Annotated in this window: 16 protein-coding genes; 7 read left to right on the forward strand and 9 right to left on the reverse strand. The window is 67.0% G+C overall.

Translation table 11 applies throughout. The features are described from left to right. Positions 1-68 precede the first annotated feature (68 nt). From ON32_RS16300 to cofD, 5 genes are all read right to left on the reverse strand, one after another. Positions 69-242 (reverse strand): rubredoxin, encoded by a 174-nt coding sequence (locus ON32_RS16300; RefSeq protein ID WP_040791778.1) that lies wholly within the window; start codon positions 240-242, stop codon positions 69-71. Next, positions 239-1477 carry an alkane 1-monooxygenase gene (locus tag ON32_RS16305; RefSeq protein ID WP_040791779.1) on the reverse strand — a complete coding sequence of 413 codons (1239 nt, stop codon included), beginning with the start codon at positions 1475-1477 and terminating at the stop codon, positions 239-241. The genes ON32_RS16300 and ON32_RS16305 overlap by 4 nt, the downstream gene beginning before the upstream one ends. Before the next feature lie 264 nt (positions 1478-1741). Beyond that, entirely contained in the window at positions 1742-2260 is a 519-nt protein-coding gene (locus ON32_RS16310; RefSeq protein WP_040791780.1) for an NUDIX hydrolase, read from the reverse strand. Continuing rightward, complete coding sequence (locus ON32_RS16315) at positions 2257-3600, reverse strand: coenzyme F420-0:L-glutamate ligase (RefSeq protein WP_040791781.1); 1344 nt, start codon at positions 3598-3600, stop codon at positions 2257-2259. The genes ON32_RS16310 and ON32_RS16315 overlap by 4 nt, the downstream gene beginning before the upstream one ends. Continuing rightward, complete coding sequence (cofD, locus tag ON32_RS16320; RefSeq protein WP_083874593.1) at positions 3597-4595, reverse strand: 2-phospho-L-lactate transferase; 999 nt, start codon at positions 4593-4595, stop codon at positions 3597-3599. The genes ON32_RS16315 and cofD overlap by 4 nt, the downstream gene beginning before the upstream one ends. A gap of 512 nt (positions 4596-5107) precedes the next feature. Between cofD and ON32_RS28520 the strand changes: the two genes are divergently transcribed. The 7 genes from ON32_RS28520 to ON32_RS16355 all read left to right on the forward strand — a co-directional run bounded on the left by ON32_RS28520 (position 5108) and on the right by ON32_RS16355 (position 11741). Beyond that, positions 5108-5341, forward strand: a complete 234-nt coding sequence (locus tag ON32_RS28520) for a WhiB family transcriptional regulator (RefSeq protein WP_085995219.1) — start codon at positions 5108-5110, stop codon at positions 5339-5341. Between the two features lie 81 nt (positions 5342-5422). Further along, positions 5423-5902 carry a metallopeptidase family protein gene (locus ON32_RS16330; protein ID WP_169331631.1) on the forward strand — a complete coding sequence of 160 codons (480 nt, stop codon included), beginning with the start codon at positions 5423-5425 and terminating at the stop codon, positions 5900-5902. Positions 5903-6168: 266 nt separating this feature from the next. Next, entirely contained in the window at positions 6169-6567 is a 399-nt protein-coding gene (locus tag ON32_RS16335) for a DUF3499 domain-containing protein (RefSeq protein ID WP_040791950.1), read from the forward strand. Between the two features lie 180 nt (positions 6568-6747). Continuing rightward, on the forward strand, positions 6748-8124 hold the full coding sequence (locus ON32_RS16340; RefSeq protein ID WP_040791784.1) for a phosphomannomutase/phosphoglucomutase: 1377 nt from the start codon (positions 6748-6750) through the stop codon (positions 8122-8124). A gap of 115 nt (positions 8125-8239) precedes the next feature. Further along, the gene (locus ON32_RS16345; RefSeq protein ID WP_040791785.1) at positions 8240-9463 is read left to right on the forward strand and encodes a hypothetical protein; all 1224 of its coding nucleotides are present in this window, start codon (positions 8240-8242) and stop codon (positions 9461-9463) included. Further along, the gene (gene manA / locus ON32_RS16350) at positions 9463-10680 is read left to right on the forward strand and encodes a mannose-6-phosphate isomerase, class I (protein WP_040791786.1); all 1218 of its coding nucleotides are present in this window, start codon (positions 9463-9465) and stop codon (positions 10678-10680) included. The genes ON32_RS16345 and manA overlap by 1 nt, the downstream gene beginning before the upstream one ends. Positions 10681-10814: 134 nt before the next feature. Continuing rightward, a complete protein-coding gene (locus ON32_RS16355; protein WP_040791787.1) occupies positions 10815-11741 on the forward strand; it encodes a cation diffusion facilitator family transporter in 927 nt (308 codons plus the stop codon). On the opposite strand, the gene ON32_RS16360 is transcribed toward ON32_RS16355, so the two are convergent. The 4 genes from ON32_RS16360 to ON32_RS16375 all read right to left on the reverse strand — a co-directional run bounded on the left by ON32_RS16360 (position 11731) and on the right by ON32_RS16375 (position 16727). Continuing rightward, positions 11731-13032, reverse strand: a complete 1302-nt coding sequence (locus tag ON32_RS16360) for a cytochrome P450 (RefSeq protein ID WP_040791788.1) — start codon at positions 13030-13032, stop codon at positions 11731-11733. The two genes, ON32_RS16355 and ON32_RS16360, sit on opposite strands and share 11 nt — an antisense overlap. 140 nt (positions 13033-13172) lie before the next feature. Further along, the gene (locus ON32_RS16365) at positions 13173-14540 is read right to left on the reverse strand and encodes a cation:dicarboxylate symporter family transporter (protein WP_040791951.1); all 1368 of its coding nucleotides are present in this window, start codon (positions 14538-14540) and stop codon (positions 13173-13175) included. 140 nt (positions 14541-14680) lie between these two features. After that, on the reverse strand, positions 14681-15760 hold the full coding sequence (gene manB / locus ON32_RS16370; RefSeq protein ID WP_040791789.1) for a mannose-1-phosphate guanylyltransferase: 1080 nt from the start codon (positions 15758-15760) through the stop codon (positions 14681-14683). 73 nt (positions 15761-15833) lie between these two features. Continuing rightward, positions 15834-16727, reverse strand: coding sequence for a glycosyltransferase family 2 protein (locus ON32_RS16375; protein WP_040791790.1), 894 nt, complete (start codon positions 16725-16727; stop codon positions 15834-15836). Positions 16728-16765: the final 38 nt, after the last annotated feature.

A 16765-nucleotide genomic window follows, 5' to 3' on the forward strand; every position in this document is an offset into this window, starting at 1 on the left:
GCCGATTCGGGAAATCGACCGTCGCCGTGGTCGATTCACCCGAATCGGAAGAATGCGCCGAATTCGTTTCAGATATCACCGACCGTCGGCTCGAAGTCGAGCTTCTCCCGCACCCCACAGTCGGGGCAGCACCAATCGTCCGGTACCGCCGACCAGGGCGTTCCCGCCGGGAAACCTTCGCGTGGCGCGCCGGCGGCCTCGTCGTAGACGTAGTCGCATACCGGGCAGCGATAGGCGCTCATGCGGCCTCCGCCGGCGTGGCGCCGTACCGGGCCAGAATCCGTTCCCGTTTGGACGGCTGAATATGGACACGGGTGATATCACCGCCGTAGTGCGCGAGCACGCGCTTGTCCATCACCCGCCGCCACAGCGGTGGGAAATAGGCGAGCAGGATCATGCTCGCGTACCCGCTGGGCAGTTCCGGTGCCTGCTCCCAACTGCGCAGGGTCTGGTATCGCCGGGTGGGATAGGCGTGATGGTCGCTGTGTCGCTGGAGGTGGTACAGGAAGATATTGGTGACCAGATGGTCGCTGTTCCAGCTGTGCGTCGGCGCGGGCCGCTCGTAGCGACCGCTCGCGGTGCGCTGCCGGAGCAGACCGTAGTGCTCCAGATAGTTCACCACCTCCAGCAGGCTGAACCCGATCACTGCCTGCAGCAGCAGATACGGCAGAACCTCGAGGCCGAAGATCGCGACCAATCCGGCGAACAGGACCACCGACAACAACCAGGCCGAGAGCACATCGTTGCGCAGTGTCCACGGCCCGGAGTCCAGGCGCCGCAATCGAGTGCGCTCCAGGTTCCACGCCGAGCGCAGCCCACCCCATACGGTCCGAGGCCAGAAGGCCCAGAAACTCTCGCCGAAGCGCGCGCTCGCCGGGTCCTCCGGGGTGGCGACGCGCACATGGTGGCCCCGGTTGTGCTCGATATAGAAGTGGCCGTAGCAGGTCTGGGCCAGCGCGATCCGTGACAGCCGGCGTTCCAATTCCACCTTCTTGTGGCCCAGCTCGTGCGCGGTATTGATACCGATGCCCCCGACGATACCGACGGTGAACGCCAGACCGATCTTGTCGACCGTGGCCAATCCACCGGACACCCCGAGCCACCCCAGATCGTCGGCGGAGATCAGATAACAGGCCAGGAGCAGGGTGGCGTATTGAAACGGCAGATACAGGTAGGTCAGGTAGCGGTAGTACCTGTCGTGTTCGAGGGCCTCCATCACCTCGTCGGGCGGATTGGAGCCATCGGGCCCGAAGGCCAGATCCGCGAGGGGGATGATCAGATACACCAGAATCGGCCCTACCCAGTACGCCACATGCGACAGCTCCGGCAGGCCGATCGCGTTCAGGCCCCAGATGAGCGGTAGCCCGATGGTGAACAATCCGGTCGGCGCGAACAGGCCCCACAGCCACATCCGCCGTTTGGGGTCTCGCCAGGTATGCGGAGTCTCCGGGGGTACCGACTCGGCCTTGGTAGACATCTTCGTCTCCGTTCTCACGCCTACGTCATGTGACGCGCCTAACAATCAACTTGGACAATAGACCTTCTTTCGTCCGTTTTCTAGACAAATCTTCTGATTTGTAAAGCATTCATTCGTAGATATGCATACAACCGGGCGCGCGGCGGCCCATACGCCCCGCTGCATATGCATCCGAAACCGGAACGTATGAGCGTTATGCCCCGGAAGACCTCGCCGAGCGCCACCCCGGCCGAACCATGTCGGCCGGGGCACGGCGAACCGGTCTCACCGGATCAGCACATCGGCGTTCGGGGGCAGCCCACCGACGGGCCACCAGCGCAGGTCGGTCGACTCCGCGCTGCGCACCGGCACCGCACCGGGCGGGGCGGTGATTCGGAACAGCAGGTCCAAGTGCCGCGTGGGGATACCGAGCGAGCAGGTGATCGGATGCGCCTGGGCTCCGTAGAGCTCCGGCTCCAACACCAAACCCGCGATACCGGACTCCTCGGTGGCCTCGCGCAATGCCGCGTCGGCCACCGTCGTATCGCTCTCCTCGCAGTGGCCGCCGAGCTGGATCCACCGCCCGACCCGCGGATGCAGGGTCAGCAACACCTCGCTGCCGTCGTGCGAGAACACCACCGCGGAAGCGGTGATATGACCGGCCGCGTTCTCGCGCAGACAGCCGCGCGGCGCCACACCCAGAAAGGCGAGCAGCGCCTCGCGCAACGAGGCGTCCGCCGAGTCGGCCGGGCGCCAGCGGTGCAACAGCTCGGTGGCCGAGGCATGCAGCGATTCGACGCTCACAGCTCCACCAGTCCCGGACCGTCGGTCCGCGGCGGTCGAGGCGTCAACTCCTCGAGAGGATGACCGACGGCGATGGCCCCCAAGGGATTCCACTCCGGATCCAGCCCCAGGACCTCGCGGGTCACCTCCGGCGCGAAGATCGTCGAACCGATCCAGCAACTGCCCAGCCCCTCGGTGGCCAGCGCGACCAGCAACCCTTGCACCGCGGCGCCGACCGCGACCGTGAACATGGTTCGTTCGGCGGCCTGTCGGCGCTCATCCGGATAGTCGTGGGCGCCGTCGGGAACACAGAACGGGATGATCACCTCGGGAGCGTCGAAGAGAATGCGGCCCCGGGCGATACGGCGTTTCACCCGTTCGGCGTCCAGACCGTCACCGAGGAGGTCGGCCCGCCATTTCTCGGCCATGGCCGTCAACAATCGCTTTCGCAGCGCCCGATCACGCACCCAGACGAACCGCACCGGCCGCGTGTGATGCGGCGCCGGAGCGGTGAGCGCCACCGCCACCGCCCTACGCACCACCTCGGGATCGACCGGGTCGGGAGCGAAGGAGCGAACCGAGCGACGCAGGAGTACGGCCTCGCCACGGCCCCGGGCGATGGCCTCGGCCGTGCCCAACCAGAACAGATCGTCGGGGGCACGGCGGATCAGGGCGGCGGCGGACGAACCGTCGTCGACAAGCCGCAATCCGCGCACCACCGCCACCGGAACACCGCCCAGTTTGCCCTTCACCAACTCGGCGGCCGCGGCCAGTTCGTCGGCAATTGCCACCTGGGTCACCTGCAGTTCGTTGCCCTGCCCGTCCACGGCGCCCGCGTAGTCGTACAGGACCGGCAGCCCCGCCGATCCGATGGCCACATCGGTCTGACCGTTACGCCAGGCACGACCCATGGTGTCGGTGATGACCACCGCCACGTCCACCCCGAGTCGGGCGGCCAATGCCGAACGCAGTCCCTTGGCACTGACATCGGGATCGTTCGGCAGCAGAACCAGTTCTGCCCGTTCGACATTCGAGCCGTCCACCCCTGCGGCGGCCTGCACGAGACCCAACCGGTTCTCGGTGATCAGGGTGCGCCCGCGCCGGGCCACCACCCGCACCGACTCTTGCTCCACCAAGGCCCGGCGAGCGGCATCGCGTTGCTCCGGATCCGTGGGAGCGGAGACGATTCGACCCTCCGCCTTGGAAACGACCTTGCTGGTGACCACCAGGATGTCCCCGTCGGCCAACCAGGGCGCGCAGGCGGCGATATGGTCGGCCAGATCGTCACCCGGACGGAATTCGGGCAGACCGGTGATCGGTAGGACACGCAGCTCTGCGGCGGCGTGATCGGTGGGACTCATGGCTTCACTCCGGCGAGTTCCAGTGCGGCACGTACCATTTCGGCGGTTGTCGGCGGATCGGTCATCAACAGGGGCACACTGCGCACCTCGACGCCGGGCACCTCGGCGGTATCGGTCGTATGGATCAACCAGCCGTCCAGAATGCCGGTGGCCGAACGGGCCCCGTAATGTCGCCCGACCGCCTCGGCCGTGCTCTCGACCCCGATTACCGACAGGCATTCGTCGGCCATACCGCGCAACGGTTTGCCATCGATCATCGGCGACACGCCGATAACCGGCGCCGAAGTGGTGCGCAGCGCGCCCCGAATTCCGGGTACGGCGAGAATCGCACCGATGCTCACCACCGGGTTCGACGGAGCCAACAGCACCACATCCGCGGAGCTTATGATTTCGATCACATCCGGCCCCGGTTTGGCTTCATCCGCCCCAATTGTGGCGAATCCGTGCGTACGAACTCGAGCGCGGTATCGGACCCACCACTCTTGGAAATGGATCGCGCGTCGTTCGCCAGGGTCGTCACCCTCGCTGATAACGACATGCGTTTCGCATCGGTCATCGGTTGCCGGGAGAAGTTTCACGCCCGGCTGCCAGCGTTTACAGAGCGCTTCGGTGACCGCCGAGAGCGGATAGCCGGCACGCAGCATTTCGGTCCGCAGCAGATGGGTGGCGATATCTCGATCACCCAGTCCGAACCAGTCGGGTTGCGCCCGGTATTTCGCCAACTCCTCCTTGGCGTGCCAGGTCTCCCCCACTCGACCCCAACCACGCTCCGGGTCTATTCCCCCACCCAGGGTATACATGCAGGTATCGAGGTCGGGGCAGATTCTGAGACCGTGCATCCACACGTCGTCGCCGACATTGACGATAGCCGTGATGTCGGATTCGGGGAGTAGTTCCCGCACGCCCAGCAGGAACCGCGCGCCCCCGACTCCGCCGACCAGAACGGCGACACGAGGCCCACCGGCGGGAGTGATGTCCGCTTGTTGTGAAGTCACATCCACACAGCCTAAGCGGAGCACGAAATTGTGTGCTTCTCGCTACATTTGCTGTTCATTTGCTATTGGCGATACAAGATCGGTGCGTAAAGCGCCGCCGGATAGTAACGGAATAGTGACGGCGGCTTGACCATCGATACGTGCGGCGTGTCTAATCACTGACATGTCATTCCGGATCGCGCGGAAGTACACGGCGCGTATGGAAGTTCGAACGAGTGTTCGCATCGGAATGACAAGCTCGGGGAAGTCCGCGAGACAACGTCGCGGAGTTGTGCCGTCGGTATGCGGTGTTGGTCCGACGGAAAGAATCATTCTGCGCTAACACACAGTGAGGAGGCGGAGCGATGGTCAATGAGCTGGCCCCGACCGGTATGCCGGGCGGCATATCGCAGACCGATTCCGCAGCAGGCGCAGCACGTGGCGTCCGTGCTGACGGCAGTTGGACCGATCACGAGTTGAGCGAACAGGATTCGACGCCCCGACTCAGCCTGATCGTGACCGACTTCGACGAGATGTTCGAGTCGATCGAAGAACAATGGCAGGAACGCGCGCTGTGCGCGCAAACCGATCCCGAGGCCTTTTTCCCCGAAAAAGGTGGCTCGACCCGCGAGGCCAAACGGATCTGCATGGGTTGTGAAGTTCGTACCGAGTGCCTGGAATATGCGCTCGCCAATGATGAACGCTTCGGTATCTGGGGCGGGCTGTCCGAACGGGAACGGCGTCGCCTGAAGCGGGGTATCGGCTGATGGTCGGGGCCCTCCGAGCGGCAGGGCCCCGACCGGTGTCGCCTTTGGCGACACCGTCCGAACACCGCTAACGTTCGAGTCATGGCACGTTCCCGCAATCGACGCCCACCGACCACCCGGTCGGTGACCCGCCGTGGACGCGGAGTACGCGGCCCCATGCTCCCGCCGACCGTGCCCGCTTGGCGCACCCGCGGTCAGAAGTTCGACCGCTTGGTGCTGGAAGCCTTCGCTCCACTGGACACCCGCTGGCACGACCGGCTCACCAAGCTCGATATCGCGGTCGACGACGTGCCGAAAATTCGTCCGCTGCACCCTGATTCGGTCACCTGGCCGGAAGAGGTGGTGGCCGACGGCCCCGTACCACTGTCCCGACTCATCCCGGCCGGAGTCGACCGACACGGCACCCCCATCCGCGCCCGAGTGGTGCTCTTCCGCAAACCACTGGAACTGCGGGCGGGTGATCCCGACGATCTGGTGGAACTACTGCGCGAGGTCCTGGTCCAGCAGATCGCCACCTATCTCGGCGTCGATCCCGACGTCATCGATCCCGAACCGGAGTAGCGGCCGGACCGCGACCGAACGCGGTCCGGCCGCTATCCGGGTTCCCACCCGAACACACCGCCCGGGGCCGCGCTCGCACCGGCCCGTCGACCCCGTCGTTCCCCGATTCGGAGCCGCCATATCACCGCTCCCGAGCGCCGCGGAAACCCTCCGGAGCACGAATGCGGTCCGAATCACACCGCGACGCGCCGAACATAACGGACTAGTTGTGCGTGTCCGGCACACTCCGGGCGGCCGATGAGGTTACGCTCATCGGCGTGCTTCCCATGCGTCGTTGCTGCCGTCCCGGCTGCAAGAATCCGGCCGTCGCGACGCTCACCTATGTCTACTCGGACTCGACCGCTGTGGTGGGCCCGCTGGCGACGGTGGCCGAACCACACTCCTGGGATCTGTGCGGAACCCACGCCTCCCGGATCACCGCCCCGAAGGGCTGGGACATGGTCCGGCACGAGGGTGGTTTCTCCTCCAATCCCGACGACGACGATCTGACCGCCCTCGCCGAAGCCGTTCGGGAGGCCGGGCTGCGCCGTAGGCCGCCGGAACACGATCAACGCGGCTACCGCGACCACCACTCACCGCCGCCCCCGCGCACCACCCGCACCGGGCGCACCGGGCGCACCGGGCGGCGTGGGCATCTGCGGGTGCTCCCGGACCCACCCGGCTGACGGCAGGGCGCAGTGCGCGGACAATCGGCTTCACCCCACCCGTGGGCGGTGGTGTCTCGACACCACCGCTCGAGCAACCGTACCCATCTCGGACACCCGGACACCGAGGATCGTGCGTGCACGGGCACCCGGCCCGAGGGCCTGTCGGCGCCCACATCCGGGGGCATTAGGGTGTGAACCATGACAGTCGCCCGTTCTGCCGATTTCGTCAACGCGGTGATCAAGGCCTATGACATCCGTGGCGTGGTCGGAGATCAGATCGACACCGAATTCGTCCGCGATGTGGGCGCGTCGTTCGCCCGGGCGATGCGAGCCGAGGACGCGAGCCGAATCGTCATCGGACACGATATGCGCACCTCGTCCCCGGAGCTGGCCGCCGCGTTCGCCGAGGGGGTACTGGCCCAGGGGCTGGACGTGGTGCATATCGGCCTTGCCTCCACCGACCAGCTGTACTTCGCCTCGGGTCGACTGAACTGCCCCGGCGCCATGTTCACCGCCAGCCACAACCCGGCCCGCTACAACGGCATCAAGCTCTGCCGCGCCGAGGCTCGGCCCGTCGGCCAGGAGACCGGCCTGGCCACCATCGCCGCCGAGGTGATCGGGGGTGTGCCGGAATACGACGGCCGACCCGGCACCGTCACCGAGCTCGATCTCCTCGACGAGTATGCAGGCTTCCTGCGTGAACTGGTCGACCTGAGCGAGATGCGACCGTTGACCATCGCGGTGGACGCGGGCAACGGTATGGGCGGCCACACCGTGCCGGCCGTACTCGGCACCCTCCCGCAGGTGAACCTGGTGCCGCTGTACTTCGAGCTGGACGGCAGCTTCCCCAATCACGAGGCCAACCCGCTGGATCCGAAGAACCTGGTGGATCTGCAACACCTGGTTCGCTCCTGTGGCGCCGATATCGGCCTGGCCTTCGACGGCGATGCCGACCGCTGCTTCGTGGTGGACGAACGCGGCGAGCCGGTCTCCCCCTCGGCCATCACCGCCCTGGTCGCCGCCCGGGAACTTGCCAAGGAACCGGGTGCGGTGATCATCCACAACCTGATCACCTCCCGCTCGGTACCGGAACTGGTGACCCAGCTCGGCGGCACCCCGGTGCGCACTCGGGTGGGACATTCGTTCATCAAACAGCAGATGGCCGCCACCGGCGCCATATTCGGCGGGGAGCATTCGGCGCACTACTACTTCCGCGATTTCTGGGGCGCCGACTCCGGTATGTTGGCCGCCCTCCACGTCTTGGCGGCGCTCGGCGAGACCGAGCAGCCGATCTCGGAACTGATGGCCTCCTACTCCGGTTACGCGGCCTCCGGAGAGATCAACTCGACCGTCGCCGACGCCACGGGTCGGACCGCCGCCGTATTGGACGCGTTCGGCGACCGGGCCGTCTCCGTGGACCGGCTGGACGGCGTAACGGTACAGCTGCCCGACCACGCCTGGTTCAATCTGCGCGCATCCAATACCGAACCGCTACTGCGACTCAACGTCGAAGCCCGCTCACCCGAGGAAGTAGACGCACTCGTGACCGAGATCCTGAGCATCGTCCGCGCCTGACTGGAATAGTGGAATCACAGACAGTGAGTTCGCCCGATCCAGGCTCGGTGTGGATACTCCGGGCGGCGGCGGGACGAGACCGAAAACAGCGCGATGAGGGGAGGTGGGACGCCCGATGATCGCTGGGACACCGGTGCTCGATCTGGACGATGCCGCATCGCTGGAGGCCGCGGACAGCGGAGGTGCCCTACGCTCGGCCGCGTCCGGCGGCGCTCAGGTACGGGCCACCGCCGCAACCGTCGCGGAGGAGGCGCTGGACCGCCTGACCGGACTGCGACCACGTAGCCTGCTCATGGTCTCCGGCGCGGGCCGCGCCCGACGTGCCGCGGCCCTGCTGATGGCCGCGCTGGGTGACCGCGCCGGGTTGCCCCTGGTTCCGGTCACCGCCATCCCGCCGTGGGCAGGACCCTTGGATGTGGTCCTGGTGGCGGGCGACGACGCGGGCGATCCACGGCTCATCGACGCCATCGACCGGGCCCAACGTCGCGGCGCCGAGGTCGTGGTGGCGGCGCCGGCGGAGGGACCCCTGCGCGCGGCGGCCGCCGGTCGGGCGGCGCTGCTGGAACCGCGGGTGCCGGTGATGGAGCACAACCGGATGCTGCGTTTCCTCGCCGTGGGAATTGCGGTCCTGCATGCCATCGACCCGAACCGCAGCGGCGCCCTACTGCCCGAACTGGACGCCTTGGCCGATGTCCTGGACGCCGAGGCGTTGCGCGACGGACCTCGATACGAGGTCTTTCACAATCCGGCCAAAACCTTGGCCGCCCGGATGCAGGAGCGGGAACTGGTGTTGGCCGGCGACACCGACGCCACGACCGAACTGGCCACCCATGCCGCCGAGGTATTACTGCAATCGGCGGGACGTATCGCGACCGCGGTGGACCTGACCGTCGCCGTGACCGCATTGCCTCGGTTCCGTTCCGCGGCGGCGAGCACACCCGACTACGACCCGCTCTTCCACGATGAAGAGCTCGATGGGCCGCCCCCGGTGAATCGGATGCGGGTATTCCTGTTCAGCGCCGATACGGACGAGATCACCGCCCGCCGCAAACTCGCTGTCTTCGGCGGCGCCGGGGCCGGTGTGGTGGACGCCGACCTCGTCACCGCCGACCTGGCCGAGGTCGATCCGGCCGGCCTGCCTCCGCAGCTGCCACCGCCGGGAGCTCCGACATCCGAGCGGGACCCCGCGGCGGCCCCGGCGAACGGACGACCCGGGAGCGAGTTGGAGCGACTCGCGGTGCTGGCATTGCGCGTGGAAATGGCGGCCGCCTACCTGCGGCTGATCGGCGGACAGGCGACCACGGGCGAGACGAACGGCTACGACGGGGGACGCTACTAGTGCACGAGCTCGTTGGTGCGCTGCGCTCATATGCCTGGGGCTCGCGCACCGCGCTGGCCGAACTGTGTGGCCGCCCCGTGCCGTCGGCCCATCCCGAAGCGGAACTATGGTTCGGGGCCCACCCGGCCGATCCCGCGCATATTCGCACCGACAACGGCACCCGCTCGCTGCTCGATGTGGTATCGGCCGACCCCGACCGCGAACTCGGCCGGGCCGCAACGGAGTTCGACGGTCGACTACCCTTCCTGCTGAAACTTCTCGCCGCCGAGGAACCGCTGTCGTTGCAGGCGCATCCGAGTCCGGAACAGGCGCGAGCCGGTTTCGAACGGGAGAACCGGGCCGGGGTGCCGCTGGATTCGCCGCTGCGCAACTATCGCGACGAGAACCACAAACCGGAACTGGTGGTGGCACTGGACCGTTTCGAAGCGCTGGCCGGTTTCCGAAACCCGCAACGCACCGTCGAACTACTGCGCGCATTGGCGGTGCCCGAGCTCGCCTCGTATGCGGATCTGTTGGCCGCCCAACCCGATTCGAATGGGCTGCGGACCCTGTTCACAACCTGGATCACCCTGCCGCAGAATGTGTTGTCCACCCTGCTGCCCTGCGTGTTGGACGGATGTGTGCGCTACCTGTCCGGGCCCGATCGCACCTTCGCCGCCGAGGCGCGCACCACACTGGAACTGGCCGAGGTCTATCCGGGGGACGCCGGGGTGTTGGCAGCGCTGCTGCTGAACCGGCTCACCCTGCAACCGGGGCAGGGCCTGTTCCTGGCGGCCGGAAATCTGCACGCCTATCTGCGTGGGCTGGCCGTGGAGATCATGGCCAATTCCGACAATGTGTTGCGCGGCGGACTCACCCCCAAACATGTCGATGTGCCGGAACTGTTGCGGGTACTCGATTTCGAACCGATCGATCTGCCGTTGGTACTGCCCGAACCCGCGGGCGACGGGTCGGTACGTTACCGCACATCCGCACCGGAATTCGCGCTGCGGCGCTTCGATCTGGTCGAGGGTTCGGGCCAGGTGCCGCTCACCGAGGCCGGTCCGGGTATCGTGCTCTGCTCATCCGGAACGGCGCGGCTGCGACACGACGGATCGGAGCTGGTGCTCGAACGGGGAGCCGCAGCCTGGATCTCGGCTGCCGATACCGATATTCGAGCACAATCGGTGGACGGGCCGGCTCAACTCTTCTGCGCCTGCGTAGGAGGCGATGCTTGACCGCACGGCCGGACGGCGGCGTATTCGGCGAGGCTCGAATAGTCTGTCTCGGGGCCGGCCCGGTTCGGCCGGGCACAGGACTTTCCGAGTACCGCGTACAGCGGGAGCACATCGGGTAGAGGAAGGTGGGCCGGATGTCGGCTGGTGGAGGTAAGAAGGCGATCCTCGCCGCATTGTCGGCGAATGCGGGGATCGCCGCGGCGAAGTTCGTGGGCGCGGCGATCACCGGCTCGGCGTCCATGCTGGCCGAGGGCGTGCACTCGGTGGCCGATACCGCCAATCAGGGACTCCTGCTGTTGGGGCAGAACCGCGCCGAGCGGGAGGCCACCGCGCTACACCCGTTCGGATACGGCCGCAGCCGGTATTTCTACTCGTTCGTGGTGGCGCTGGTGCTGTTCACCCTGGGGTCGGTGTACGCGGTGTACGAGGGCATCCACAAGATCCGGCATCCGGAGGATCTGTCCTCGCCGATCGTGGCCGTCGTCATTCTGGTCATCGCCGTCGGCCTGGAAACCTTCAGCTTCGTCACCGCGCTCGGAGAGTCGCGGCCGCTCAAGGGCCGGGCGAGCTGGTGGCGGTTCATTCGCAACTCGCGTAACCCGGAGCTGCCGGTGGTGCTGCTGGAGGACACCGGTGCGCTGATCGGTCTGGTTCTGGCCCTGATCGGGGTGGGGTTGACCACGATCACCGGTAACGCGATCTGGGACGGTATGGGCACCCTGGCCATCGGCATCCTGCTCGGGGTGATCGCCATCGTATTGATCGTCGAGATGCAGAGTCTGCTCATCGGTGAGGGCGCGACTCCCGAGGAGGACGAGACGATCCGCACGAACCTGGTGGACGGTAACCGGATCGACCGCGTCATCCACCTCAAAACCCAGTACCTCGGGCCGGAGGAACTACTCGTCGCGGCCAAGGTCGGGGTGGCGCCCGACCTCGATATCGCAACCATCGCCTCGGCCATCGACGAAGCGGAGAGCCGGATCCGGGCCGCAGTGCCCGCCGCCCGGATCATCTACCTGGAACCGGACCTGTATCGGGAACCCGCGCCTACGAGCTGATCGCGACCGGCACGCGTCGACCCGGCTCGGCCGGCATGTGCTGGTAACCGTGCAGGATGTAGGACCGACGCCGCCGTGGCGGTTCGACCAGTCGCAGCTCGGGGAACCGTTCGAACAGGGCGCGCAGGGCGTGCAGACCTTCCATCCGCGCCAGACTCGCCCCCAGACAGACGTGGATTCCGCTGCCGAAGGCCAGGTGATCCTTCGCATTCTCCCGGCCGATATCGAAGCGGTCGGGGTCGCGAAAAACCGCGGGGTCGCGATTGGCACCCGCCAGCGACAGGACGATCGTCGAGCCCTTGCGCAACCGCACACCGGCGACTTCCACATCGGTCAGGGCGATTCGGCCGGTGGCCTGCACCGGGGGGTCGAACCGAAGTATCTCCTCCACGGCATTCGGCCACCGCTCGGGTTCGGCGCGTAGCCGCTCCAACTGGTCGGGGTGGTTGAGCAGGGCGACAATGCCCTTGCCGATGAGGTTGACGGTCGTTTCGAAACCCGCACCCATCAGGAGGGTGGCACTGGCGAGCAGTTCCTCGGTGGTCAGATTACCGGCGGTGACCAGCCTGCTGAGAATGTCGTCGCCGGGTTCGACGCGCAATCGCTCGATATGGTCGAGCAGATAACCGTTCACCTGTTCCGAGGAACGCATGGCCCGCTGATGGGTGTGCCAGGGGATCCCGAAATCCAGCAGCGGGCTGATGTCGTCGCCCCAGTTCAAAAACATCTGCCGATCCCGGTCGGGGAGCCCGAGCATCTCGGAGATGATGGCAATCGGCACCTGGGCCGCGAAATCCGCGACCAGGTCCGCACGACCGTCCTCGGGCAGCGCGGCGAGCAGTTCGTCGGTGACCGTGACGACCCGATCCCGCAGCCTGCCGATGGCCCGGGGGGTGAAGGCCGAGGCGACCGGTTTGCGCAGCCGGGTGTGCTCGGGTGGATCGATCATCAACATCGAGGGCGGGTCGACCGGGTTCGGCGGAATCGGGAATCGACGGCCGAGCCGCCGCAGCCGCTCCGGAACCCGGAAGGTCGCCGGCATTCCCACCCCGAACCGGTTGTCGCGCAGTATTTCCCGACACAACGCGTGATCGAGGGTCACCCAGGTGGGAGTCATTCGATGTATCCCACCCTCACCGCGCAGCCGCTCGATCAATGGATACGGGTCGGCCACCCCCTCGGAGCCGGCGATGAGGCGGGCGAACGGATCACCTCGGCGGATCCGGGCGTTGAGCAGCACCCGAACGATGCCGTGATAATTGATCCAGCGAAACAGGTACTGCGGCTTCATATCTCACCACTCCGTTGTGTCACACCCGTCACATTCGCACGTCACCACCACGGTACGACCCCGCCCGGTTCGGGAAAACCTGCCCAGGGTGGAGCCACGAACCTACCGTGGTAGGAGAAAACCGTGGCGCCGGTCGCCGCTCATACGGCGGAATCGATCCGGTCGCGATCTTCGGGCCCCACCCGGTCGGCAGCGGGTCGCGGTTCGTGGTCGTCGATCATGGTCCGTTCGTCGAACGGCAGCCTGCGGGCCAGCACCTCGCGGGCCCGATGCCGGTCCAACGTTCCGGTCCAGGTGCCGATGAGCACGGCCGCCACCGCATTGCCCGAGAAATTGGTCAGCGCGCGGGCCTCGGACATGAATCGGTCGATCCCGACGATCAGGCCGACACCGTCGAGCAGTTCCGGCCGATGACTCTGCAAACCGCCGGCCAGGGTCGCCAACCCCGCGCCCGTCACCCCCGCCGCGCCCTTGGACGCCACGACCATGAACAGCAGCAAACCGGCCTGTTCGGCCAGGGAGAGCGGTCGATTCATGGCGTCGGCGATGAAAATCGAGGCCAAGGTCAGGTAGATGGCGGTGCCGTCCAGGTTGAAGGAGTAACCGGTCGGCACGACCACACCGACCGTGGTGCGCTCGACCCCCAGATGCTCCATTTTCGCGATCAACCGCGGCAGTGCCGACTCCGAGGAGGATGTGGCCACGATCAACAGGTACTCCCGCGCCAGGTAACGGCACAGCCTGAAGATCGATACCCGGGCCACCAGGCGCAGTAGCACGCCGAGCACACCGAAGACGAACAACAGGCAGGTCAGATAGAACGCGATCATCAGCGTCGCCAACTGCACCACGGCATCCAGGCCGGTCCGACCGACCACATTGGCGATGGCGCCGAACGCGCCCACCGGGGCCAGCCACAGGATCATCACCAGAATCCGGAAGACCAGTTTCTGCAGCAGCACCACACCGCGCAGGATCGGCTCACCGGCCGACCCCATCCCCTGCACCGCGAAGCCGACCAGCAATGCCACGAACAACGCCTGCAACACACTACCGCCGGTGAGAGCGGACACCAGGGTCGTCGGAATGATGCCGTGGACGACGTCCCAGGCGCCCCCGGCGCTGTGCGCCTCGTCCGCGTACCTGGCGCCCTGTCCCGCCGTATCGGCGATATCCATTCCCGTCCCGGGGTCGAGCAGATTGCCGACCAGCAGACCGATGCCGAGAGCGACCGTCGACATCGTCAGGAAATAGCCGACGGCCAATCCCCCGACCTTGCCCACGGTCGCGGCCGCGCGGACCGAGCCGATACCCGAGACGATCGTGCAGAAGATCACCGGCGCGATCATCATCTTGATCAGATCCACGAATATGGCGCCCAGTGGAGCCAGCGCCCGGCCCGCGGCCGGGGCCAACCAACCGACCAGCACCCCGGCCACGACGGCGACGACAACCGCCGCATACAGCCAGTGGGTGCGATCGCGCCGTGTCCGCGTCGAATCCGTCATGACGGTGCTCTCCTCCGAATCGTGCCGCACTGCCGGACGAGGTGGACCCGGCCACGACGCCCATGGAGAATCATGACCGTCCGCGTGATATCCGCCACGTTTCGGCGCGTTTTCTCCCCGCGGGGGTGGCGGGCCGCGTCTCAGACGTCGGTGGAGAAACGAATTCCGCCGTCGGGAAGCTCGACACCCGGCCAGACCCGGGCGCCGCGCAGCAACTCGCAGCGGGCGCCGACACTGGCCCCGTCACCGATCACGGCGTCTCGAACCAGGGCCCGGGGGCCGATTCGAGCCCCGAACCCGATGATCGAGCGTTCCACGGTGGCTCCGGCCTCCACCCGGGCGCCATCGAAGAGGACCGCCCCGTCCAGCCGTGCGCCGGCGCCGACCTCGGCGCCGCGGCCCACCACCGTGCCGCCGATCAACAGCGCGCCGGGCGCCACACCTGCGCCCTGATGCACCAGCGATTCCCCGCGCTGACCGGGCAGTGCCGGTGAAGGGGCGATACCGCGCACCAGGTCGGCGGAGCCCCGGACGAAATCCTCCGGGGTACCCATATCCCGCCAGTACGAGGTGTCGACATGCCCCTGGACCCGGGCGCCCTCGGTCAACAGGGCGGGGAAGACCTCGCGCTCCACCGAGACCGGCCGGCCGGCCGGGATCTTTTCGATGTACTCGCGTCGGAAGACATAGCATCCGGCGTTGATCTGATCGGTGGGTGGGTCCTGGGTCTTTTCCAGGAAGGCGGTGACCCGTCCCTCCTCGTCGGTGGGCACACAGCCGAATGCCCGCGGATCGCTCACCCGCACCAGATGCAGGGTGACATCGGCCTGGGTGCTCTCGTGAGTGGCCAGCACGGCGCGCAGATCGGTGCCACCGAGAACGTCGCCGTTGAACACCAGCACGGTGTCGGAGCGCAGTTTCGGCAGCACGTTGCGGATCCCGCCGCCGGTGCCCAGCGGCTCGGTCTCGGTGACGTATTCGATCTCCAGCCCCAGGTCGGCGCCGTCACCGAAATACTCCTCGAAGACCTCGGCCTTGTACGACGTACCGAGCACCACATGGGTGATCCCCGCCTCGGCGATCCGCGCCAGCAGATGGGTCAGGAACGGGAGCCCGGCGGTGGGCAGCATCGGCTTGGGGGCCGAAAGGGTGAGCGGCCGCAGCCGCGTCCCCTGGCCGCCGACCAGGATGACGGCGTCGGTGCCTGCTTGTCCTGCCATGGAGCTCCTCGTTCACTACATCGGTTCGGCCACGGGCCGCGTATCGGCTCGGCAGCCGGCTACGCGCGCGACGTCACGCGGCCTGTTCCCGCGCCTGGGCGCGCAGCGCAGATCGAACCGCAATTCGACAGCGCACCGCAAGTCCGAGCCGAAGCGCCCACCGCAGCGGCGCCTGCCACCAGTGCGGATGCCGGTCGGCCTGGAACCGGTAGGCGCTGGCATGATGGGCGGGCAGCATCTTCTCCGGGTTGCGACTCGCCGCGTGCCCCTTGGCGTGGGTGACCTCGGCGCTCGGCACGAAGACGTTGTGCCAGCCGGCCCGACCCATCCGGTCACCGAAGTCCACGTCCTCCATGTACATGAAGTACCGCGAGTCGAAGCCGTCGATCGCATCGAACGCATCCCGCCGCACCAGCAGGCAGGAACCGGACAGCCAGCCCACCGCGCGCTCGGAGATCTCTTCGTTCTCCTGGCGGTAGCGCCGAGTCCACGGGTTCGTCTTCCAGATGGTGCCGAGTATGGCGTGGCCGGCGCCGTCGAGCAGGCCGGGCACCGAGCGCGCGGACGGATACACGCTGCCGTCCGGCTCCCGGACCAGCGGTCCGAGCGCCCCGGCCCGCGGCCAACGCCGGGCGGCGGCGAGGAGTTCATCGATGGAATCGGCGCCCCAGCGGATATCCGGATTGGCGATCACCACGAACTCGAGCTCTGGATCCAATTCGGCGACGGCCCGGTTGATGGCCCCGCCGTAACCGATATTGCCGCCGGTGCGCAGCAGCCGGACATGGGAGTTGGCCTCGGCGATCATTTCCGGGACGCCGTCGACCGACCCGTTGTCGGCCAGAACGACCTGCGGTTTCTCCGTGGTCGCGGTGGCAAGTGTGCTGATGAAGTGCTCCAGGTGTTCACCCGGGGAATAGGTGACCGTGATCACGGCCAGGCTGGGGCGGGTACCGGTTGCGTCCATGGGATCGGTGGAGCTCACAGCCGACCACCATAGTGGAC

It is taken from the genome of Nocardia paucivorans NBRC 100373 (assembly GCF_000308675.1).
Lineage (GTDB): Bacteria > Actinomycetota > Actinomycetes > Mycobacteriales > Mycobacteriaceae > Nocardia > Nocardia paucivorans.